The sequence below is a fragment of the Buttiauxella sp. BIGb0471 genome, from assembly GCF_024807715.1.
GTDB lineage: Bacteria > Pseudomonadota > Gammaproteobacteria > Enterobacterales > Enterobacteriaceae > Buttiauxella > Buttiauxella agrestis.
This window is the reverse complement of the sequence record NZ_JANUEU010000004.1, coordinates 189,933-213,458: the sequence shown is the minus strand read 5'-3', so window position 1 is coordinate 213,458 and position 23,526 is coordinate 189,933. Positions and strand designations below refer to the sequence as shown.

Here is a 23,526-nt window from a genome sequence, read left to right as displayed (position 1 = left end):
ACTCACCTTTTACCGTCTTAACTCTTTGATTCCCGCTTGTAGCTCTCCATTTTAGGTCTTTCGGAATAATCTCGGGGCGTTTACGGAATTTTCGCAGTTTTTCAAATTCCCACCTCACCGCTTGATTGATCACCGCTTGAAATTCCGTGCTCAGAAATCATTCTGATTCCGCAAAAATTCGGCACGTCATTTGTGCCAGCGGAATAAAAAACATCCAATACGCCAATATAGCTATTACTTTTTAACCTTATAAACAGTGTCTTCTGCCCTTTTCAGCGCCTAAATTCAGCCGCGGATTTTGTGGTATTTCCTTCTGACGACAGCCGGAGGCGCTGAAGATAGGGTTTTTGCTTTTACCCGAAACGCCAAAATGCCCGCCAAAAATCCCCTAAAACCTCCGCAGACTTTGGACATTACCGAATAGAAATATTTCGGACCAGAGAAATGCACGACCTTATCGATAAAAAGCATTATTTTTCAGCTTGTTACTGTGTTTCTTTAAACGGGGATTACAACTGGGTTTCACCGTTTTTATGGGGGAGAAATACACTTCACATTATGCTGTATCAGAAAATTCCTGGGGCATTTATTGACCGCATGAAAGGTCAAGAAAAGCACTTCTTGCACAAGATGTTGGGTTTAAAGTCAGTTAACAGTCAGCACTTTTAACTCAATATTCACCTGTATCATCCTCGAACGCTATTTTTTATATATGGCATGATTTTAAATGTCGATATAAATGAAAATTAATCAATCATTAATTAAATAAAGTGAATCTTACGATAAAAACATTATCAAAGGGTGTGTTTTCTGCTGAGTAATAAATAAAAATACACCACAAAATAAAGTCTGATTAATCTGGCAATTAGTGATAAATAAATAATTAAAATATCTTAGTAGTAATTAATTAAATTAAACCTATCTTTTTATTATAGCGAAATTGTTCGTATCATGTTGTTTTTGCTGAACTTTAATTTTATTTTAAAAAACTAATAACGCTACGAAACTTATCAGATATGAATGAAAATAAAAAACATGTCTTTTTGCGATGATAAAAACGATGTCATATGATTCGTCCGACTCCACTATTCCATACATTAATAATGTTACATGGGTAGTGCTGCTCACGTATATGAGAAATGGATTTTTTGAATGGCAAGTGGATATATTCGCTTTCGCCATGGGCGGTAGCGTTGTTAAAGATAAATAAGGTATTACCATCATGAGTAAAGATATTTTCATCATGTTTATAACAGCGATGATTGCTCTCCTTATTGCTCGCGTGGTGGCCTTGAAGTGTGGTCTGGTCGATAAACCTGGTGGGCGTAAACAGCACAAAGGTGAAGTTCCTCTGGTGGGCGGCATCTCTTTCTATTGCGCAATTGCGATGTTTTACATCTTCATGCCTGAAACGCTGCCTCACAGCGAAGCGCATTTCCTGACTTACCTACTCAGTATCTCTTTATTGTTGCTGGTAGGCATTGCTGACGATCGCTTTGACCTTCCCGTCGTGCCGCGCGTGGTTATTCAGGCTATGTCCGCCATTATTTTGATGGTTGATGGCCTGTATCTGCACACGTTTGGGCATGTGCTGGGGTCTTTCGAACTGGTGTTAGGGCCGGTGGGCTATTTGGTCACGCTGTTCGCGACCTGGGCGGCAATCAATGCCTACAACATGATTGATGGCATTGATGGATTACTCGGTTCGGTAGCGGGTGCAACCTTTGCCGCGCTGATGGTGGTCTTCCTTCTGGCCGGTTCAGAAATACGCGCAATGTGGTGTCTGTTAATGATAGTCGCCTTAATCCCCTATTTGATGCTCAACATGGGGTTAATCGGCAGCAAACGGCTGAAAGTATTTATGGGTGATGCAGGCAGCATGGTGATTGGTTTTACCGTGTTGTGGCTCGTGATGCTGAGTAGCCAGGGTGAGAACGCCGAAATGGCGCCGGTTATTGCATTGTGGCTGATAGCTCTGCCGTTGATGGACATGGTTGCCATCATGATTCGCCGAGTGCGCCGTGGACACAGCCCGTTCCACCCGGATCGCGATCACTTGCACCACATCCTACTGCGCAGCGGGCTAACGTCTCGGCAGACGGTAATAGTTATGACGATCCTCACTGCCACTATTGCAGGTTTCGGCATTGTGCTTTCCATTTTAGGGACGCCTGAATGGCTCTCCTTAGTGTTCTTCTTTGGGGTATTTATCAGCTACTTGTTAGTGAACAATCGGCTGCAATCCCTTAACCCAGATATGAGAGCGCAATTTAGCCGGCCAGGAACCGCAACGTTCACTGCCAGTAATCGTTAATCCCCCCTCTATTTTCCTGGCGTAAACCCCAGCGTGTCTGGGTTTTACACTCTTTGATGAAGTAAGTGACCAACATGATGACTGTAAAATTAGCAGCTGTTCCGCTTATCATTTCAGCTGTTTTACTCAGTGGCTGTACGATTGTGCCTGGCAGCAACCTCACGACCTCCGGTAAAACCATCGTCAATAAAGACGACACCGTGAATATCAATGACAAAGTTAATGTCTATCGCGTGACGCCAAAATTGATTGAGTCACTCACTGCCGCACCTGTAGTGGCACGGACTAACCCGCAGTTAGAAAGCGAAGTTCAGGATTACCAATACCGAATTGGCGTAGGCGATGTGCTGATGGTCACAGTGTGGGATCACCCGGAACTGACGACGCCAGCGGGCCAGTATCGCAGTGCTTCCGACACCGGTAACTGGGTGCAATCCGACGGCACGATCTTCTACCCGTACGCAGGCAAGGTAAAAGTGGTGGGTCGTACACTCGCCCAGTTGCGCGAGGAGCTGACCAACAAACTGGCGGCTTACATTGAAACTCCGCAAATCGACATCAGTGTTGCCGCATTCCGTTCCCAAAAAGCCTATGTGACGGGTGAAGTCGCCCACTCCGGCCAGTTGGCTATTTCTAATGTGCCGCTAACCATCATGGATGCGATCAATCAGGCCGGTGGCCTGGGGGAAAACGCCGACTGGAATAACGCGGTGCTGACCCACAACGGTAAAGACGAGCGAATTTCCCTGCAGGCGCTGATGAAAAACGGCGATCTTCAACAAAACCGCCTGATGTACAACGGCGACATTCTTTATGTTCCGCGTAACGATGACCTGAAAGTGTTCGTGATGGGAGAAGTGAAAAAGCAAACCACGCTCAGAATGGACCGCAGCGGTATGACACTGACCGAAGCGCTGGGTAATGCGGAAGGCATCGACCAGATGACATCCGATGCGACGGGTATTTTCGTTATTCGCTCGACACGCGCCAAAGAAAATAGCGGCAAAATTGCCAACGTCTATCAGTTGGATGTTTCCGATGCGACAGCGTTGGTGATGGGCACTGAATTCAAACTGCAACCTTATGACATCGTGTATGTCACCACCGCACCAATTACTCGCTGGAATCGCGTGCTGGGTCAGTTAGTCCCAACGATTACAGGGGTTAACGACATGACTGAAACCGTCCGCATGATTAAGAACTGGTAATTATGTTTGATTCAATATTAGTGGTTTGCATCGGCAATATCTGCCGCTCCCCAACCGGGGAGCGATTATTACGAAAAGCTCTGCCGGGTATAAAGATTGATTCTGCTGGATTAGGTGCGCTGGTTGGTGAAGGTGCCAACCCAATAGCGGCACAAGTTGCTGCGGAAAATGGCTTATCGCTTGATGGACATTGCGCCCAGGCATTCTCTTCAGAGCTTGCGATGCAATATGACCTTATTCTGGTGATGGAAAAATCCCATCTTGAGCGCATTAAAAAAAACTACCCGGAAGCGAGTGGCAAAACCATGTTAATGGGTCACTGGCAGAACCAGCTTGAAATTGGCGACCCCTACAAAAAAAGCCGAGAAATGTACCAACTGGTTTATACACAGCTGGCTCAAAGCACCGCGCGTTGGGTTCTGGCATTAAAGAAATAGTTACCGTAAAGAGATGTCGTTAAATGTCTGAAGTAACCTCTAGTTTTAATAAAAACAATAGTCGAAGTGAAGAAATTGACTTGCGCGAATTATTAGGCGTGTTGCTTGATAATAAATGGAAGATAGTGATCGTTACCAGCGTCTTTACTATTATGAGTATCGCTTATTCTTTATTGGCAACTCCAATTTATAGCGCAAATGCGCTAGTGCAAGTTGAACAAAGCACGAGTAGCAGCGTATTGAGTAAACTTTCAGACATTTTGCCGGACAATAAACCTGAGTCACAGACCGAAATAGGATTATTGCAGTCTCGCTTGGTACTAGGACAAACGGTTGAACAGTTAGGGCTAGATATGATTGTTCAACAAAAGCATTTCCCATTAATTGGAAAAGGATTGTCTCGAGTTTTTGGCAATCATGATGGGAATATTGCTATTTCAAGATTAAATGTACCGGATGAATTATTAGATATTCCATTTACTCTCACCGTGCTTTCTCCAGATAAATATAGCGTATCAATTGATGGCTTAACTCTGACGGGAAACACTGGGACGCTATTAGAAAAGAATGACATACGTATACTCGTGAGTGATATTGACGCACCCGTAGATACAACTTTTGTTATAACCAAATTGGCAAAACTTACAGCTATTAATAATTTGCTGGATAACTTCGCTGTTTCTGATCTAAGTAAAGACAGCGGTATGTTACAACTCACTTTTAAAGCAGATAGTGTTAAGAAAGCTACAGAGGTATTGAACAGTATTGCAGACAATTATCTGCAACAGAACGTTGGCCGTAAATCTGAAGAAGCAGCTAAGAGCCTTGACTTTTTGAAAGAACAGTTGCCTCTGGTGCGCTCAAAACTGGATGAAGCAGAAACCCGATTAAACGTATTTCGTCAGAAAAATGAATCAGTTGATTTATCATTGGAAGCTAAATCTGTCCTTGATAATACTGTTGCTTTAGATGCGCAAATTAACCAATTAACCTTTAAAGAAGCTGAAATATCTAAGCTTTATACAAAAGATCACCCCGCTTATCGTACACTCCTAGAAAAGAAAGAACTCTTATTAAAAGAACGAGACAAACTGAATGTCCGTATTGGTAACATGCCTAAAACTCAACAGGAAATCTTGAGTCTTACACGTGATGTGCAGTCCGGGCAGGAAGTGTATATGCTGCTATTAAATAAACAGCAGGAATTGAACATCAATAAAGCGAGTACTGTAGGTAATGTTCGTATTGTCGATATGGCTGTTACTGATACAAAACCGATCTCACCAAAGATAGTGTTAATTGTATTTTTAGGTTTTGGAGTTGGGTTATTCATTTCAATAGCATTTTGTTTAACACGTCGATTCTTGCACAACGGTATTGAGAGCAGCGAGCAAATTGAAGGGTTAGGCCTAAACGTATATGCGGCGATTCCTGCTTCTAAATGGTTAAAAGACCGAAACCAGAAAATGGATAAAAGCAAACGGAAAACGGTTCGCTCAATCAATTTGCTTGCCAAAGATAATCCAACAGACCTTTCAGTCGAAGCTATTCGTAGTCTGCGAACCAGCCTTCACTTTGCAATGATGCAGGCCGAGAATAATATTTTGCTTATTTCTGGGGCAACACCCGAAGCAGGAAAAACATTTGTCAGCTGTAACCTTGCTGCTGTTATCGCGCAGTCCGATAAAAAAGTACTCTTGATCGATGCTGATATGCGTAAAGGCCAGGTTCATCATGTTATTGGATGCAATGAAAAGAATGGCCTTTCCGATATATTAATTGGCAGGAATTCCTTTGATGAAATTATTAAAAAAACAGAGGTTGATAATCTTCATTTTATTTCAAGAGGACAGGTTCCACCAAACCCTTCTGAACTGCTGATGAATGCAAACTTTAAACATCTGATGGTTTGGGCTGCTAGTCAATATGACATTGTTATTGTTGATACCCCTCCGGTTCTTGCCGTTAGTGATGCCTGTATCGCCGCTAAATATGCGGGCACGATAATGTTAGTCGCACGTTTTCAGCAAAACACCTTGAAAGAAATGGATATTTCATCAAAACGGTTTGCACAAAATAACCTTACTGTGAACGGAATAATATTTAATGGTGTTGAAAAACGGACCAGTAATTATTATGAGTATGGGGCCTATAATTCTTATTCATCGTGAATGTTTTTGATGAGAATGTATAATGACTTTAGAGTTGCTTTTTTATAGCGTTTTATTTGTGACGGGAATAGTGAGTTGTTTTATTGAAAATAGAACAAAGGTATATTATTTCATTACGTTCTCATTGTTTCTTGTCTTCTCAATAATAATGAGAACATCCGGGTTTGATTTGGATATCAATGCTTATGCTGTTAACTTCAAGTTAGAGTCTTTAGATATATATTATTTAAAGGAACCTGTGTTTTGGTTGTCATCCAGATATGTTTATAAGTTTATCCACTCTGATGAGGTTGTCTTTGTATTATATGATGCTCTATCATTTATAATTGTGCTATGGACAACAAGAAAGTTAAATCTACCAGCCTACTATCCATACTTATTTTTGTTATTTTTCCCATCGTTAATGGGGATGGAAAATATATATAGACAGTACTTATCTATGGTGTTGTCATCGTCATTCCTGGCCATGTGCATGCTTGATGATTCATTCAAAAAGAAAATGAGTGTTGGATTATTGGCTGGATTAACTCATAATGTATTTTTCTTGTTCTTTACAATATATTTATTATTCAATAAAGAGAAAAAAAACAGTCTGGTGTTTATATTAATAAGCATTGTTTTTCTGTTCGCAATACAGTTTGTATTATCCACTAAATCAAATTCGGAAACAGGGGAGTTAGGGGCGGGGGTTTACTTGGCAATGTCAGTAGCACTATTAGGTTTTTACTGTGTCTCATACCAGTTCAAACTTGATGATCTAAGCAAAAAAGTTATGCATTTACAGGTTTATTTTATCTCTTTAATTGTCGTTTCGATTAGTTTGATGGGTGGTGGACAATCCAAGAGAATAGGAATGTTTTGCTTGGTATTAATGTTAATCCCAACGGTTATTGCTATAGAACAAAATTACAAGGAAAAGAAAATTGTTAGAGTTGCATTTTTTATAGTAGCCATATTACCAACTTATATATTTTCATCCTCTCGTGATATGTTACTAACAGCAATTATTAAATAGCTTTAAATGAAATGAATTACTTTAAAATACATGCAAGGTGGCATGTTGAGAATAATATAAAAACAAACAAGTGTATAAATGATGTTAGTCAAATTAATGAAGCTTTGTAAATATGTTGATCAGTTTTCTTTCGCAGCTTTAAATGTTGGAATGATTTTTTTTGCATCCCGATTTCTTGATAATTACCAAGCAGCTAAATATATAATTATAAATTCTTACTCTTCTTTTAGTCTGGTGGTAATTGTATCACTAGTAATTTCACCATTTTGGGTTTTTAGTGTTGAGAGAAAAACTCAAGGTTATCATTATAGACTGTCTTTAAAATTGACGATTTTGATAAGTTTTATATCAGCGACATTACTCTCCTCATTCATGTTCTATAGGGAACAAGACTGGAGGTACAGTCTGTTAATATTTGGTTTATCAGTTTGCTATCCATTGTATGATTTTTTGCGCCGTAGTCTCTATATTGTTAAGAAGGAATTTATCTCAGCAATACTTTCGGCGTTACTATTGTTGGTCTCAACGCTGAGTTATTGCCTGATGTATTTTTGTGGCGTGCGTGAAGCTGGAGATTATCTTTCAGCTCTCATCTTCATAATGAGCTTTATATCGTTGATAATAATTTTCATTAATAATAAAAACTATCATTCATATCCTTTTGGGGAGGATCTTAAAAAAATACTCCTTGAATACTGGACAATAGGTAAATGGTCGGCAGCCTCAATGCTTTGTTTTTGGATTATTACGCAAGGCAGTTTTATTTACCTTGAAAAAGTAATTGATAATGAACAGTTGGTGTTTACCAGGCTTGCATTGAGCCTGGCGGGAATAATAGCTATATACTTTTCAGCAGTAGAAAATAAGCTCATGCCTGAAATTAGAGGGATAATATACAGTGGATATTCAAATCTACTGATCTCCCTATGGAGAAGTTATTTTAAAAACGGGTTGATTATTTCATTCGTATGCACTCTATTTGTCGTTTTGTTCTATATGATATTTTTCGACATCAATCAATATCAGTTGTCTATCATATTACTTATGTGTTTGTATCAATCCATTAGTGGTGTTTTTAAATTTAGTTCATTCCACCTTAAAGCTAAGAAGCTTCATCGATCTGTATTTTTCTGTAATCTTATTTCAGTAATAATTGTAGTTTTATTTTATATGGGTGTAGGCACAGATAACTCATTTTCACTGCCATTAATTATATTAGCTAACGGGATTGTAAGTTCTTTATTGTATAGCTATTTTTTAAATATTAACCGAGGTGTATAACATTGTTTTTTGATAACGCATCATCAAAAATAGGGATTTTGAACACAAGTATTTGTTCAATGAATATTGGTGATTTCATCATCATGGATTCGGCATATAAACAAATTTCAAAACTGTTTCCTCAGTCACAGAAAGTGCATTTCCCTACCCATGAAAGAATTACTCGTGTGGGAATGAAAAGACAAAAAGAAATCTCAATCAATATTCTTTGCGGTACTAATTGTCTCAATTCCTCCATGTTATTACACAGACAATGGAATGTTGATCTTTATAACGCCTTCTTTATGAAAGAAGTGATTACTTTAGGTGTTGGTTGGACTAATTATCAGGATAAGCCTGGTCCTTACACCTCTTTTTTATTGAGGCATATTCTCAGTAACACCCATATGCATTCTGTCCGGGATTCATATACCGAAAAGCTTTTGAAAAGTGCCGGCATAACTAATGTTGTCAATACTGCATGTGCGACAATGTGGGATTTAACAGAAGATCACTGTGCACAAATCGTTCCTAAAAAATCTAAGGATGTAATATTTACGCTGACTGATTATAGGAAAGATTATGCAAAAGATTTGATCCTGATTGAAGCGTTAAAGAAATCATATGATGATGTCTACTTTTGGGTGCAAGGCTCTCAGGATTATGAGTACTTCCAGTCATTTGGTTGTTTAATTAATGGTATTAAAGTTGTACCAGCAAACCTTTCCGACTTCGATTACGTCTTAGAGAATGTTCCGTCTATAGATTATGTTGGAACACGTTTGCACGCGGGTATCCGAGCTTTACAGAAATTAAGAAGAAGCATCATTATTTCTGTTGATAACCGGGCAGAAGAAAAAAGAAAAGACTTTAATCTGCATGTTATCTCACGAGATCTTTGCGTTGACGAATATGTGAGTATTTTCAACGAGGAACATAGCACTAATATTTCTTTGCCGCTTAAATCGATTGAGCTATGGAAATCTCAGTTTGAATAAAAAAATTCTTTTTTTGGTCTCTTCTTTAACAAGAGGAGGGCCAATAAATCAGCTTTATGAACTTATTAGCAGTGAAGTATTTCAGGATTGCCGCAGCAAAATTTCAATAATTTCTTTATCTTCTTTGGATGTAAATAGATCTCGCGCTTTGGATTTCATAAAATTGGGGTGTCATGTAGAGTCATTTAACAATGATTCTTATGATTTTTTGAAACTTTCAAGAAAAATGGTTTCATATATAAAAATTAATGACATTGATGTCGTGGTTTCACAAGGGATTAGGTCTGACGTTTCTTTATCGCTCGTTCTCAACAAGATAAAAGCAAAATGTTATTGTATTTTGCATAACTATATAGGACCGGACTATAAATTAACATATGGTAAGTTGTTATCGAGATTGATGATTAATTTTCATTTATATGCATTGAGGCGATTAAATGTAATTTCCGTTTCAAAAAGCGTCGCAGACTATGTAAAGCAAAATTATAATCTTACAAGCACACCAATAAAAAATGGTGTGCGTTCTGTTGATTACACTCCTTCTACAGTTGAACACCCGCCCGTCAAGTTGATTTATGTTGGTGTAGTGAATAAAAGAAAGAGAGTGAAAGAGTTAGTCGAATGCTGTAATCAGTTAGAGCACGACAATGTTGCCCTAAGCATTGTCGGAAGTTGTGAGAGTAATGACCTGAATAAAAAAGACAAGTACGCAACATATCTTGGGCAAAGAAACGATATTCCTGAACTTCTTTCACAGCACCATATCTTTGTGTCTTTTTCGGCTTTCGAAGGTCTACCTATGGCTGCATTAGAAGCATTGGCGATGGGTACTCCTTGCATTTTGTCTGATATTCCACCGCATAAAGAGATAATTGGAATAAGCCCGAATTTTGGTTGTATTTGTGATATTAACGATCCCAAGTCCCTTAGCGATGCGATAAAGCATTGCTTAATTTTGAATCCGCTTGATATAAAGCGTGACTTTGATCTTTTTTTATCTTCAGAGGTCATGGCGAGTTCCTATTATGGGATTTTAATGAAATAACCGTCGTATAGCAGGTATCTATAAATTTGATTAATTTCTTTCTAATATTGAAAATGGACTAATATGAAGAATAAAATATCAGTTATTATGAGTTTATATAAAAATGATACACCTGAGTACGCCACTGCTGCGATAGAAAGTTTATTATCTCAAGATGTTTATTGCGATATATTGATTTATCGGGATGGTAAGGTGAGTGATGCCTTGCAGGCGGTACTTGATGGTTATTCTGAAAACACTCGATGCAAAATATTCGAATTTGAAGAAAATAAAGGATTGGCAACTGCGTTAAATTATTTAATTGAGCGTTGTCTGGAGGGGGGCTATAAGTTTATTGCTCGTATGGATAGTGATGATATTTCGCATCCGGATAGACTCCTTAAACAAATGAACTATATGAAAACATGTAGTGATATTGATGTATTGGGGACGTCTTGTCATGAATTTGGTGCTAATTTTGCTTTAGACCAAAAGCATCTTCCTCTATGCCATAATGATTTATTGAAGTTCAGCATTATCAGATGTCCTTTTATTCATCCATCCGTTATGTTCCGCCGCAAAGTTTTCGAGAAAGGTTTCCGTTATCCGGTGGATACTACGTTAACTGAAGACATGGCATTATGGTTCTACCTGTTACATAACGGCTTTAGATTTGCCAATATTAAAGACGTACTGCTGGACTATCGGCTTGATGAGGATACGGTTCATCGCAGAAAAGGATTTAGCAAAGCGTTAAGTGAAATAAAGCTAAGAAGTAAATATATGTGGATGTTAAAGCAAACCTCAATAAGAAATATATTATTGATATATTCTCGCATCGTATTTCATTTAATGCCAGCCCACCTTTTACGTATTGCTTATAAATGGGCGAGATAAGTTAACAAACTCTCTTTAATTATAATTATTTAATAGATAGCGTTCCTGTTAAGCCCCTTTGTTCATTAATGGAGTTTCTGAATATACCAGAAAGGATATCCCGTGTGTTCGTTCAAAGATAATGTTATTCGTGTCACAGTCAGTATCACCTTATTAAGTATCAGCATCACAGCAAATGCATCGGGATTACTTTTACCCGATGAAATGCTGCGCAACGATCTGGCCTTTTTGTCCGAAAGGGGAATTATCAACCTCGGACTTTCCACCTGGCCTCTTAGCCAGGATGAGGTTGAAAGGGCGCTGAAAAATGCCCGAACACAAAATGCATCTGAGCGAGTGGTTTTACAACGAGTTGATCATCGCCTGGCCGTTCTGAAATCCAACGCGCGAATCACCGCTCACTCATTTAGCAATGAGACTGGTACACCGCAGGGATTCGCCGATTCAGTTTATGCCGGACAAGATCTTTCGCTGGCGTTGAATCTCGGCGGCGAAGAATGGGACATGCATTTGCAGGGCAACGCAGAAGCAGACATGCAGATAAGCAATGGTTCCCGTTTCAACCTCAACAGTTCTTATGCCGGATTGAAGTTTTTTAATCAGTGGTTAGCTTTCGGACAGATCCCACAATGGTGGGGACCAGGCTATGAGGGCAGCCTTATTAGTTCTGATGCAGCGCGTCCCGTCACAGGGTTTTTAATGCAGCGTGCAGAACAAACTGCCCCCGAAACCTGGTGGCTGAACTGGATTGGGCCATGGCAATATCAACTGACTGCAGGCGAACTCAATCAATACACCGCGGTCCCTCATACGCTACTCACCGGTGGACGAGTGACTTTTTCCCCGCTGTCATCTCTTGAACTTGGTGCGTCGCGCATGATGCAGTGGGGTGGGGATGGTAGATCAAAGTCATTCAGTACATTTATGGATGGTATAACCGGGCAAGATAATACCGGTACCGGTAATGAACCGGGCAACCAGTTGGCCGGTTTTGATTTCAAATTGAAGCTTCAACCCACCCTTGGGTGGCCAGTCAACTTTTATGGTCAGATTATTGGAGAAGACGAAGCAGGTTTCATGCCTAGCGGAAATCTTTTCCTCGGTGGTGTGGAAGGCCATCATATAGTCGGAAAAGATGCCATTAACTGGTATGTGGAAGCTCATGATACGCGCAGAAACTTCGGGCGCCTGGGTTCCAGCTACACCCATCATATTTACACCGATGGCTATTATCAGCAGGGATATCCGTTGGGTGATGCTATTGGTGGCGATGGGCGGCTACTTGCGGGCAAGGTGGAATTGGCTACTGAAGATAGCCAGCGCTGGAGTGCTCGTTTGGTTTACGCCAGGGTCAATCCTGAAAGTAAGGAAATTAACCAGGCTTTCCCTCGGTCAGACACTCTGACAGGGCTGCAACTCGGCTGGAGCGGAGATGTTTATCGCTCGGCGAGGCTGAAAATGGGCATCTGGTACACCGAAGCAGAACACAGTGATAACGATGCCGGTGTGGGCGTCGGAGCTGAGATTCCGTTCAACTGGTAAGCAGGAACGTATATCTCTGAACTACTTTGGCGGTTGTAAAACCGCCATGCATTTTCCGCGATCTCCCTTCAATTACTTCCCTCCTTCCCATTTCCAGTACCCATGTTAAAAGTGCAAACCGCGTTTGTTCCCTTCGATTGTTAGTACTCTTCCTGCGATGTTGTCTCCTGCTACAATTCTTGTGCATATTGTTAGTTGGCTGTTATGAGCTTCTGCATAACATTTAAACGTGTACCACTCATTTGCCACAAAGTGCGCAAGTTAGCGAAAGGATAATCCTGACAAAAGTATGTGGATTTAATCTTAAGCAAGTGAGAGAGGTTTTTTGTAATTAGCTGATTTATAAGCATTAGTATTTTAATTTATAGTTCATCTTAGCTTCTGCGTTTACCCCTCACAGTATCCTCTCAGTTATGACTGCAAAATTTTTTAATTTTTTTTTCTTATCTGCTAAGAAATATCACTATTTCTTTAGAATAATCCTAATTAATCCAAAAAACCTGGTTGCTTAACGCTCAACGTGTTGACTGTGAGCGGTAGCACAAGGTTCTATCTTTGCCATAGTTCAAAGGTGTGTTTTTACGTTTAAATTTAAATTTTTCATTTTTCTAATATGATTTGTAAGTTTATGTCGATTTGTGAAAACTATTTTTTTTGCCGCTTCGCTTAATAGGTGATGCAGATGTGGATTTTTTTGTACGTAACATCTTACAGTGGTAAGGAAAGTCCTAAAAATAGAGCATGCTGATAGTTTTAACTTTACATCATATTGTTAAATATGATGTAAAAAATGATGAAACCCTAATTAAACCAGGTAGATATTCTATTAAACCAATAATAAACGAGATTAATTAATCATCTTTTTAATTTAAAATATCTTTATTATCAATGCGTTGTGATTTTATGGATTGTGTACTCATAAAGCTCCATCTAACTCCCTTCCGAACAGAGCAATCCCTGCTTTATCTGAGCCTTGTGAGATTAATCCTATAAATTCATTTACAGCACAAATAGCTTAGAAAGAATCAATAACCCTTCATGATGTGAAATCCTACCTCTCTCTACGTGGTCCATTTTCTTCTTACCATTAGTCATTCAGGCCTTTTTTAAATAAAACCACATTATACGAACACTTACTGGTCGCACCACTTAAAATAAATAATTTTATGTGAGATTTTGATTTTCCATTCATCATTAAATATAAATTTATATATATGCCGTGACTTAATATGCCGCTTGTCAATTTTTGATAAAAGCACACATGAAAAAATCATGAGATTGTTATTTTATTATTTTCAGGAATAATATCGTATATAAAACACAAAAATAAAAAATTATTTCATCCACTGTGAATGTATATTTAAATGGTTGTTTTTAAAGGATTAAAAATGAAATCATTAGAAATAGTAACGCAGCTAAACATATTTTAAGCTGAAAATATTGAAGCGGCGTAATTTTGACCTGAAATTTTAGACGTAATAGAATGTCATGGTTTTAGTATTGCATCGTGTTAATGGCATGTATTTTCACGGTGACTTCGGTGTGTAATTAATGAATTTCTCTAATGGTATGTAGATATTTCTACATTCGCCATAGGCGGTAGCTTTGCTAAAAAGAAATAAGGTATGACCATGAGTAAAGAAATTTTCATCATGTTTGTAACAGCGATGACATTCCTGGTTCTCGCTCGCCTCGTGGCCTTGAAATGCGGTTTGGTAGATAAACCCGGTGGCCGTAAGCAGCACAAAGGAGAAGTTCCTTTGGTAGGTGGGATCTCTTTCTACTGTGCAATAGTGATGTTTTACCTGTTCTGGCCTGAAGTTCTGCCGCACGCTGAATCGCACTTTCTCCCTTACTTGTTAAGTATCTCTTTATTACTTCTTGTCGGTATTGCCGATGACCGCTACGACCTCCCGGTGGTGCCACGTGTTTTCATTCAGGCATTATCCGCAATCATCATTATGGTCGATGGTTTTTACCTCCAGACATTCGGCCACGTATTGGGTGGCTACGAGCTCGCACTTGGCCCCGTCGGTTACCTTGTGACGCTTTTCGCGACCTGGGCGGCAATTAACGCTTTCAATATGGTTGATGGCGTCGACGGTTTGCTCGGCTCTGTTTCCAGCGCGACATTTGCTGCCCTGATGGTGGTGTTTTTACTGGCTGGAGAGCAATCACGCGCCATGTGGTGCCTGTTAATGATTGTCGCCCTGATCCCTTATCTGATGCTCAACATGGGGTTGATGGGGCCGAAACGCCTGAAAGTATTCATGGGTGATGCGGGTAGCATGGTGATTGGTTTTACCATGTTGTGGCTCGTGATTATGGGCAGCCAGGGTAACGAAGCCGTAATGGCGCCCGTCACAGCCCTTTGGGTTATCGCATTACCACTTATGGATATGGTGACCATCATGGTGCGCCGCATCCGCCGCGGACAAAGTCCGTTCCATCCAGACCGCGATCATTTACACCATATTTTAATGCGCAGTGGGTTAACTGGCCGCCAGACGGTGCTGGTTATGACATTACTCACTGCCGCCTTTGCCGGCTTCGGGATTGTTCTTTCCCAGCTTGGCGTTGCGGAGTGGTTCTCCCTGATACTGTTCCTTGGGTTATTCACAGGCTACCTGTTCACAAACAACAAGCTACAAAAACGAAACCCGGACCCGAGAGCGAAACATATTCAGCCGCACAAAATTCCTGCTAGCGCCGACATCACTGCCGGCAATCGCTAACACCCCCGATTTCCCTTTGCATAAAAACCCAGCGCCGCTGGGTTTTACACTCTTTGATGAACCAAGTGACCAACATGATGACTGTAAAATTAGCAGCTATTCCGCTTTTGATTTCCGCTGCTTTGCTGAGTGGCTGTACCGTTGTTCCCGGCAGCAACCTCACGACTTCCGGTAAGACTATCGTCAACAAAGACGACACGGTGAATATCAACGATAAAGTTAACGTCTATACCGTTACCCCAAAACTGATTGATTCCCTGAATCCCGCTCCGGTAGTGGCACGCACCAACCCACAATTAGAACAAGAAGTGCAGGATTACCAATACCGTATTGGCGTGGGTGATATTTTGATGGTCACCGTGTGGGACCACCCGGAACTGACGACGCCTGCGGGCCAGTATCGTAGTGCTTCCGACACCGGTAACTGGGTACAGTCCGACGGCACTATTTTCTACCCGTACGCGGGCAAGGTGAAAGTGGTGGGTCGTACACTCGCCCAACTGCGCGAAGAGCTGACCAATAAACTGGCGGCTTATATTGAATCTCCACAAATCGATATCAGCATTGCGTCATTCCGTTCTCAGAAAGCCTACATCACTGGTGAAGTTGCCCGTTCCGGTCAGCAAGCAATCACTAATGTACCGTTAACCATTATGGATGCCATCAACCAGGCCGGCGGGCTTGGTGAAAATGCAGACTGGAACAACGCAGTGCTGACCCATAACGGCAAAGACGAACGTATTTCCCTTCAGGCGTTATTGAAGAATGGCGATCTGCAACAAAATCGCCTGCTGTACAACGGCGACATTCTGTATGTGCCGCGGAACGACGACCTGAAAGTGTTCGTGATGGGTGAAGTGAAGAAGCAAACCACCCTAAAAATGGACCGCAGCGGCATGACACTGACCGAAGCGCTGGGCAATGCAGAAGGTATCGACCAGTTGACTTCAGACGCGACCGGTATTTTCGTTATCCGCTCAACGCGTGGCAAAGACACCAGCGGCAAAATTGCCAACGTCTACCAACTGAATGTTTCCGACGCGACAGCGCTGGTGATGGGCACCGAATTCAAACTGCAACCGTATGACATCGTGTATGTCACTACCGCGCCACTTGCTCGCTGGAACCGCGTTATCGGTCAGTTAGTCCCTACCATTAACGGTGTTCACGATATGACTGAAACCGTCCGCATGATTAAGCAGTGGTAACTTATGTTTGATTCTATTTTAGTGGTTTGTATCGGTAACATCTGCCGCTCCCCAACGGGGGAGCGTTTAATGCGTCAGGCTCTGCCTGGAAAAAAAATTGATTCCGCAGGATTGGGTGCATTAGTCGGCAACGAAGCGAACGCCATGGCCGCTGAAGTGGCTGCCGAACATGGGGTATCGCTTGAAGGGCATTGCGCACAGGCATTTTCATCAGAACTCGCGATGCAATATGACCTGATCCTGGTGATGGAAAAATCCCACCTCGAGCGAATTAAAAAGAGCTACCCGGAAGTCAGTGGCAAAACCATGTTAATGGGCCACTGGCAGAACCAGCTGGAAATCGGCGACCCGTATAAGAAAAGCCGTGAAATGTACCAGCTGGTTTATACGCAACTGGCCCAGAGCGCTGCGCGCTGGGTTCTGGCGTTAAAAAAATAGACACCGAAAAGAGATGCCGTTAAATGTCAGAACAAATTTCGACTCATAATCAAAACACGAACAGCAACGACCAGATTGACTTGTATGAGCTCCTCGGTGCCTTGCTCGACAACAAATGGAAAATTGTCATTATCACCGCAGTGTTCACTCTGGTGAGTATTGCCTATGCATTACTGGCTACCCCGATTTACAGCGCCAGCGCGCTGGTTCAGGTGGAGCAAAATGCAGCCAGTAATGTTTTGAGCAAGCTGACCGATATGATGCCGGGCAGTAAGCCGGAATCGCAGACTGAAATCAGCTTATTGCAGTCGCGTATGGTTTTGGGTGAAGCCGTTGACGAACTGGCCCTGGATACCGTGGTGCAGGAAAAGCATTTCCCGGTAGTGGGCAAAGGGCTGGCACGTCTGCTGGGTCAGCCGGACGGGAAAATTGCCATCTCGCGTTTAACGGTGCCTGATGAATTACTCGATACCCCTTTCACTCTGACCGTACTCTCTCCTGACCAGTACAGCATCACCATTAATGACGAGACCCTGCAGGGGAAGACGGGGGAGCTGTTGTCTAAAGCTGACGTCAACCTGCTGGTGAGCGAAATTAATGCGCCTGCAGGCACGACTTTTCTGGTCACCAAACTCGAGAAGCTGTCGGCAATTAATAAATTGCTGGAAAACTTAACCGTATCCGAACTGAGTAAAGACAGCGGCATGCTGCAGCTGAACTTCAAGGGTGAAAGCGCGAAACAGGCGACGCAGATCCTGAATAGTGTCAGCAATATTTACCTGCAACAAAACGTGGGACGTAAATCTGAGGAAGCGGCTAAGAGTCTTGAATTCCTGAAAGAACAACTGCCGTTGGTGCGTGCCAAACTCGATGATGCTGAAAACCGTTTAAACCAGTACCGCCAGAAAAACGAATCTGTCGATTTATCTTTAGAAGCGAAATCAGTCCTCGATAATACCGTTGCCCTGGAAACACAAATTAATGAACTGACCTTTAAAGAGGCAGAGATTTCCAAACTGTATACCCGTGACCACCCGGCCTATCGCACGCTTCTGGAAAAGAAAGCGCTGTTACTCAAAGAGCGTGACAAACTTAACGCGCGCATTGGCAATATGCCAAAGACCCAACAGGAAATCTTAAGCCTGACGCGTGATGTTCAGTCCGGCCAGGAAGTGTATATGCTGCTGTTAAATAAGCAGCAGGAGCTGAATATCAACAAAGCCAGCACCGTGGGTAATGTGCGTATTATCGATACGGCGGTCGCTGAGAAAAGACCGATAGCACCGAAGAAATCGTTAATTGTCGTTGCCGGGATGATGCTGGGTCTGTTTATTTCCGTCGCGTTTTGTCTGTTGCGTAAATTCCTGCACAGCGGCATTGAAAGCAGTGAACAAATCGAAAGCCTGGGTTTGAATGTCTATGCATCAATCCCGACATCCAAATGGCTGAAAGACAAAAATATGAAGCTGGCAAAAAGCAAACGCAGAACCGTGCGTTCGGTGAACTTGCTGGCAAAAGACAACCCAACCGACCTTTCAGTCGAAGCCATTCGCAGCCTGCGTACCAGCCTACACTTTGCCATGATGCAGGCTGAAAATAATATCCTGCTGATTTCTGGTGCCACGCCGGAAGCGGGTAAAACATTTGTCAGCTGTAACTTGGCCGCAGTGATTGCCCAGGCGGATAAAAAAGTGCTTCTGATTGATGCTGACCTGCGTAAAGGTCAGGTTCATCATGTTATCGGGTGTCCGGAAACGAACGGTCTTTCAGATGCATTAATTGGGACCAAAGGGTTTGCCGATGTTATTAAGCAAACAGAAATTGAAAATCTGGCGTTTATCTCTCGCGGGCAAATCCCACCCAACCCCTCTGAACTTCTCATGAATGAGAATTTTAAAAAACTGATGGAATGGGCATCCAGCCGTTATGACCTGGTGATTGTCGATACCCCGCCAGTTCTGGCAGTCAGCGATGCCTGTATTGCCGCTAAGTACGCCGGTACGACTATGCTGGTCGCGCGTTTCCAGATAAACACTCTCAAAGAAATGGAAGTCGCCGCTAAACGTTTTGCTCAGAATAACCTGACAATCAACGGCGTAATATTCAATGGCGCTGAAAAGAGAGCGGCTAATTATTATGAGTACGGTGCTTATAATAGCTACGCATAATAATATTCATATCCTTTGAGTGTGGCTTTAAATATTAAGAAGATTATTTTTAGGGTGAAAAATGACGTCGATTTTTCACCCTGGATAAAATTTTATTTTTTTAGATATTAAGGACGATTGATTCCCCATTTGTCTGCGCGGAATCTATTCCGCCGGAGAAATACACCAATGAAACAATAACAGAGGACTTTCAATGAAATTGAATAAATTATCTGCGCTGATGCTTTGCGTACTGGCTGCACCTATGGCTTCTATGGCTGCTCCAGCAGCAACTGGCTCTGCTGGTTCTACTACTGGCACCGCGGCAGGGACTTCTGCAGCAGCGGCAGGTATGGCGGCAGGCACTGCAGCAGCCATTGGTGTTGGTGTTGTTGGTGCAATTGCTATTACCGCAGCTGTTGTTAGCAACAACCGTGATAACGGTGGTAGCACTAGCACCAGTACCACAACTTCTACTCGTTAATTCGTTTAAGTATTCATGGGGTTCTTTCTGAACCCCATTTTTTTGCCAGCTTACGGCCTCTAATATGTATAAAAAAATATGTCTGGCCGGCGCGGTTATATTACTTAGCGCCTGCAGCCAGTATCGCCCCGGTATTGTTTCTCAGACTATCACACAGACTTTTTCTTCGCAGGATGCGGCAATTGATAGCAATAAAGTTGCACGCGTTCCTTATGCCTCCATGTCATTAAAAGTGGCCGATGGCCCACGGGCATTTATTGTGCTGGCATGGAATGAAAATAACACTCAAAAATGGCTCACTGCCGATGCCAAAATGGTTGCTACGCAAAATGGTCGCATTATTAAGACGATTGGTTTTGCGGATAACCTGCTGGCGCTTGAAAGCAGCGAACCCGATCCGTTGGCCCAACCGTTAACCATCAAAGACGGGCAGCAATGGGCTTCGCAATCACAATGGCAAAGCGGGACGTTCCACGCAGCGTCGGTGATATCACGCTTCAAGTGGGCAGGCACCGAGGATTTCACCATTGTCGGCACCACGCGCAACTATCGTCTTTTGGAGGAGCAGGTTTCCGCTACAACTGATGGCGCAAGCTACACCCAGCGCTACTGGGTTGATGCGCAAACCGGGCAGGTAGTTCACAGCGAACAAACCTTGCATCCGCACGGCCCGGTGTGGTCCCTCACTCTTCTGAAGCCGTGGTCATGATGATGAAACCTCTATTAGTTGCTGCCACTCTGCTGGCTGTTGCCCCGCTTAGTTACGGTCAGGGGCAGATTACCCTTATTTGTCAGCCTGCTTGTTCTGTTCCTTCGGTCAGCTCAAATGACCTTAGTGAATTGGTGACCAGCCCCGCGCTGCCTGCAAATATCGACTGGCAAACTGCGAAAATATCCACCCCTGCGAGTGATGCACAGCAGCAATTGCGTCAACAGCAGTTGGTGACAAAACTGGCCGCACTTGAGGAGCAGTTGCAAAAACAAGGGGATGTTATCGAGGCACATCGCATTAGTATTCTGCGGCAGCGCATTGCCGAATTGAAAGCGATTGGCGCGTATCCTTTGTCGTTGGACCCTGATGTTGTGCGCCTGAAACCGGAGTTTTCCCCGAAGCTTGCGGGTGATTATCGTCTGACAATCAGCACGCTTTCGCGCAATGACCTCACCTTATGGAACAGTTCGCGCACCACTATGGCCTGGGTTCCTGGAAAGCAGACTTCTGAATATGTGGGATTAGAGCAACAGCAACCGGGGATTGATGCAGACATCGTTACCGTGATTGCACCTGATGGCACGACGGAAATCGTCCCAACGGGTTACTGGAACCGTCGCTATCATGAGCCGCAGCCTGGCAGCCAGATTTGGTTAAACCTGCAGACATCGGCTTTTGGGCCGGAATATCAGACGCTTAATCAGGAAATCATCCATCTGCTCACACAACGGACTGTCGCACCATGAAACTCACTACTCTCAGTTCTATGATTGCGCTGTCTCTCGGCGGTTTCAGCGCTGCGGCCCAGGCTGACTGGGGCACGCCGTTGTATACGCCATATGTCACGCCTTCGCAGTCCGATTTTGGTGGCGTGGGATTGCTACAAACGCCGACCGCGCGCATGGCACCTTCTGGCGAATTCAGCGTCAACTATCGTGATAACGACCAGTACCGTTTCTGGTCCTTATCGTTGCAGTTAATGCCGTGGCTCGAGACCACTATTCGCTACACCGACGTGCGTACGATGCGTTACGGTGCGGAAGATTTCAGTGGTGACCAGACTTACAAAGATAAAGCCATCGATCTCAAAGCACGTCTGTGGCAGGAAACTCGCTGGACGCCGGATATCTCGCTTGGGTTCAGAGATCTCGGCGGTACCGGACTGTTCGACAGCGAATACCTGGTCGCGACTAAAGCTGCTGGGCCTTTTGATTTCACGCTGGGTATGGGCTGGGGTTATGTCGCTAACAGCGGCAATATCACCAACCCATTCTGCAAAGCCAGTGAGCGTTTTTGCCAGCGTGAAGAAGGCTACAGCGGCAGCGGTGGCAAGATTGATTCGGAACGCTTTTTCCACGGCCCGGCAGCATTATTTGGTGGTGTGGAATACCAGACGCCATGGCAGCCTCTGCGCTTTAAAGTGGAATACGACGCCAACAACTACCGCGACGATCACGCTGGCCGTTTAGCGCAAAGCACGCCGATTAACGTCGGGATGCTGTATCGCCTGGGCGACTGGGGCGATCTCAATCTTGGCTATGAGCGTGGCAATACGCTGACCTTCGGGTTCACGCTGAATACCAATTTTGAATCTTTGCGCAGCCCGGCACAGAAACCGGTGAAACCGGCCTATACGCCAGACACGCAGCCTGCCGATTTCGATCCGCAAGTGGCGAATGCGCAGCTTTCAGCCCTGCGCGACAACGCCGGTTTATCCTCACCGGCCATCGAGCGTTCAGGCGACACGGTTTATGTCATCGGTGAACAGACTGATTATCGCGACCGCAGCGAAGGTGTGAAACGCGCCAACCGCATCGTGATGAACAATCTGCCGGAAGGTACGCGCCAGATTGTCGTCACCGAGAAAAACGAGCGTCTGTCGCTGGTCAGCCATCGTAGTGATGTAGCGTCGTTGGATAACGCATTTAGTGGCGTGCCATTAGGCGCACCGCAGCCTGCAAACATTGATGTTCATCAGGAACCGCAAAGTCCTGAGCACGTTCAGGCGGGATATGCCGATAAAAAATCCGCACTGAGTTTTGACTGGTCGCCAATATTAAACCAGTCCTTTGGCGGGCCTGAATCGTTCTATATGTACCAGATTGCGTTGAGCGGCAGTGTCGATTACCAGCTTACCGATAACTGGACGGTCGGCGGTGTTGCCTGGCTTAACCTGTACAACAACTACGATAAATTCAACTTCACCACGCCACCGCCGGACAGCCACATTCCCCAGGTGCGCACGCACATTCGTGAGTACGTCGACAGCAGCGATCTGTATCTGAACAACCTGCAACTGACGCGTATTGGCGCGCTGGGTGACGGCTGGTATATGCAGAACTATGGCGGCTATCTGGAGATGATGTTTGCCGGTGTGGGCAGCGAAGTTATCTACCGTCCGCTGGATAAACAGTGGGCAGTGGGCGCTGATTTGAACTGGGTGAAACAGCGTGACTGGAATGACCCGATGCGCATGGCGGACTACAGCGTAACAACCGGGAACGTGACGGGTTACTGGCAGCCGTGGTTTGCCGATGAATTCCTCGTGAAAGTGAGCGTTGGCCGCTATCTGGCAGGTGACAAAGGCGGAACTTTAGACGTCTCTCGCCGCTTCGCAAGTGGGATCACCGCCGGTGCATACGCGACTCTGACCAATGTGTCATCTCATGACTACGGCGAAGGCAGCTTCACCAAAGGGTTCTATATTTCCATTCCACTGGACTTGTTAAGCACCCGTCCGACCAATACCCGTGCAGGCTTCAACTGGGTGCCGTTGACACGCGATGGCGGCCAGCCGTTGCAGAAACGCTACTCGTTGTATGACTTCACTGAAGCACGAGGTTTGCAGTAAGTGGTATAGCCTTCCATGGCAAATTTTTATTTTTTATAAAAAATCAGGGCGGGTAACCGCCCTGTTTCCCTGGTGTGGGCACAGC

The 23,526-nt window shown here is 43.6% G+C and carries 18 protein-coding genes; all 18 read left to right on the top strand.

The annotated features are described in order from the left end of the window. The first annotated feature begins 1,222 nt into the window (after positions 1–1,222). The 18 genes from wecA (M2371_RS14835) to M2371_RS14750 all read left to right on the top strand — a co-directional run bounded on the left by wecA (M2371_RS14835) (position 1,223) and on the right by M2371_RS14750 (position 23,441). Positions 1,223–2,314, top strand: coding sequence for a UDP-N-acetylglucosamine--undecaprenyl-phosphate N-acetylglucosaminephosphotransferase (gene wecA / locus M2371_RS14835; RefSeq protein WP_172892935.1), 1,092 nt, complete (start codon positions 1,223–1,225; stop codon positions 2,312–2,314). A gap of 74 nt (positions 2,315–2,388) precedes the next feature. Next, positions 2,389–3,522, top strand: a complete 1,134-nt coding sequence (locus M2371_RS14830; RefSeq protein WP_034499445.1) for a polysaccharide export protein — start codon at positions 2,389–2,391, stop codon at positions 3,520–3,522. Between the two features lie 2 nt (positions 3,523–3,524). Beyond that, entirely contained in the window at positions 3,525–3,959 is a 435-nt protein-coding gene (locus tag M2371_RS14825; protein ID WP_172892936.1) for a protein tyrosine phosphatase, read from the top strand. Positions 3,960–3,982: 23 nt separating this feature from the next. After that, positions 3,983–6,130, top strand: a complete 2,148-nt coding sequence (locus M2371_RS14820; RefSeq protein ID WP_259268054.1) for a polysaccharide biosynthesis tyrosine autokinase — start codon at positions 3,983–3,985, stop codon at positions 6,128–6,130. Positions 6,131–6,152: 22 nt separating this feature from the next. Continuing rightward, a complete protein-coding gene (locus M2371_RS14815) occupies positions 6,153–7,145 on the top strand; it encodes an EpsG family protein (RefSeq protein ID WP_259268053.1) in 993 nt (330 codons plus the stop codon). A 78-nt stretch (positions 7,146–7,223) separates the two neighbouring features. After that, on the top strand, positions 7,224–8,426 hold the full coding sequence (locus tag M2371_RS14810; protein WP_259268052.1) for a hypothetical protein: 1,203 nt from the start codon (positions 7,224–7,226) through the stop codon (positions 8,424–8,426). Positions 8,427–8,485: 59 nt separating this feature from the next. Next, positions 8,486–9,403: a polysaccharide pyruvyl transferase family protein gene (locus M2371_RS14805; protein WP_172892940.1), complete on the top strand. Its 918-nt coding sequence runs from the start codon at positions 8,486–8,488 to the stop codon at positions 9,401–9,403. Next, entirely contained in the window at positions 9,396–10,448 is a 1,053-nt protein-coding gene (locus M2371_RS14800; RefSeq protein ID WP_259268051.1) for a glycosyltransferase family 4 protein, read from the top strand. Before M2371_RS14805 ends, M2371_RS14800 begins: the two co-directional genes overlap by 8 nt. 63 nt (positions 10,449–10,511) lie before the next feature. Continuing rightward, positions 10,512–11,324, top strand: coding sequence for a glycosyltransferase (locus M2371_RS14795; RefSeq protein WP_259268050.1), 813 nt, complete (start codon positions 10,512–10,514; stop codon positions 11,322–11,324). 102 nt (positions 11,325–11,426) lie between these two features. Next, the gene (locus M2371_RS14790; protein WP_259268049.1) at positions 11,427–12,866 is read left to right on the top strand and encodes a capsule assembly Wzi family protein; all 1,440 of its coding nucleotides are present in this window, start codon (positions 11,427–11,429) and stop codon (positions 12,864–12,866) included. A gap of 1,631 nt (positions 12,867–14,497) precedes the next feature. Continuing rightward, positions 14,498–15,601, top strand: a complete 1,104-nt coding sequence (gene wecA / locus M2371_RS14785) for a UDP-N-acetylglucosamine--undecaprenyl-phosphate N-acetylglucosaminephosphotransferase (protein WP_172892943.1) — start codon at positions 14,498–14,500, stop codon at positions 15,599–15,601. Between the two features lie 74 nt (positions 15,602–15,675). After that, positions 15,676–16,809, top strand: a complete 1,134-nt coding sequence (locus M2371_RS14780) for a polysaccharide export protein (protein WP_172892944.1) — start codon at positions 15,676–15,678, stop codon at positions 16,807–16,809. A gap of 3 nt (positions 16,810–16,812) precedes the next feature. Continuing rightward, positions 16,813–17,247: a protein tyrosine phosphatase gene (locus tag M2371_RS14775; RefSeq protein ID WP_172892945.1), complete on the top strand. Its 435-nt coding sequence runs from the start codon at positions 16,813–16,815 to the stop codon at positions 17,245–17,247. Positions 17,248–17,270: 23 nt separating this feature from the next. Continuing rightward, complete coding sequence (locus M2371_RS14770; RefSeq protein ID WP_172892946.1) at positions 17,271–19,415, top strand: polysaccharide biosynthesis tyrosine autokinase; 2,145 nt, start codon at positions 17,271–17,273, stop codon at positions 19,413–19,415. A gap of 193 nt (positions 19,416–19,608) precedes the next feature. Then, positions 19,609–19,878 carry a hypothetical protein gene (locus M2371_RS14765; RefSeq protein WP_172892947.1) on the top strand — a complete coding sequence of 90 codons (270 nt, stop codon included), beginning with the start codon at positions 19,609–19,611 and terminating at the stop codon, positions 19,876–19,878. 64 nt (positions 19,879–19,942) lie between these two features. Further along, the gene (locus M2371_RS14760) at positions 19,943–20,587 is read left to right on the top strand and encodes a YjbF family lipoprotein (RefSeq protein ID WP_259268048.1); all 645 of its coding nucleotides are present in this window, start codon (positions 19,943–19,945) and stop codon (positions 20,585–20,587) included. Continuing rightward, entirely contained in the window at positions 20,584–21,336 is a 753-nt protein-coding gene (locus M2371_RS14755; protein WP_172892949.1) for a capsule biosynthesis GfcC D2 domain-containing protein, read from the top strand. Before M2371_RS14760 ends, M2371_RS14755 begins: the two co-directional genes overlap by 4 nt. Then, positions 21,333–23,441, top strand: a complete 2,109-nt coding sequence (locus tag M2371_RS14750) for a YjbH domain-containing protein (RefSeq protein ID WP_259268047.1) — start codon at positions 21,333–21,335, stop codon at positions 23,439–23,441. The genes M2371_RS14755 and M2371_RS14750 overlap by 4 nt, the downstream gene beginning before the upstream one ends. Positions 23,442–23,526: the final 85 nt, after the last annotated feature.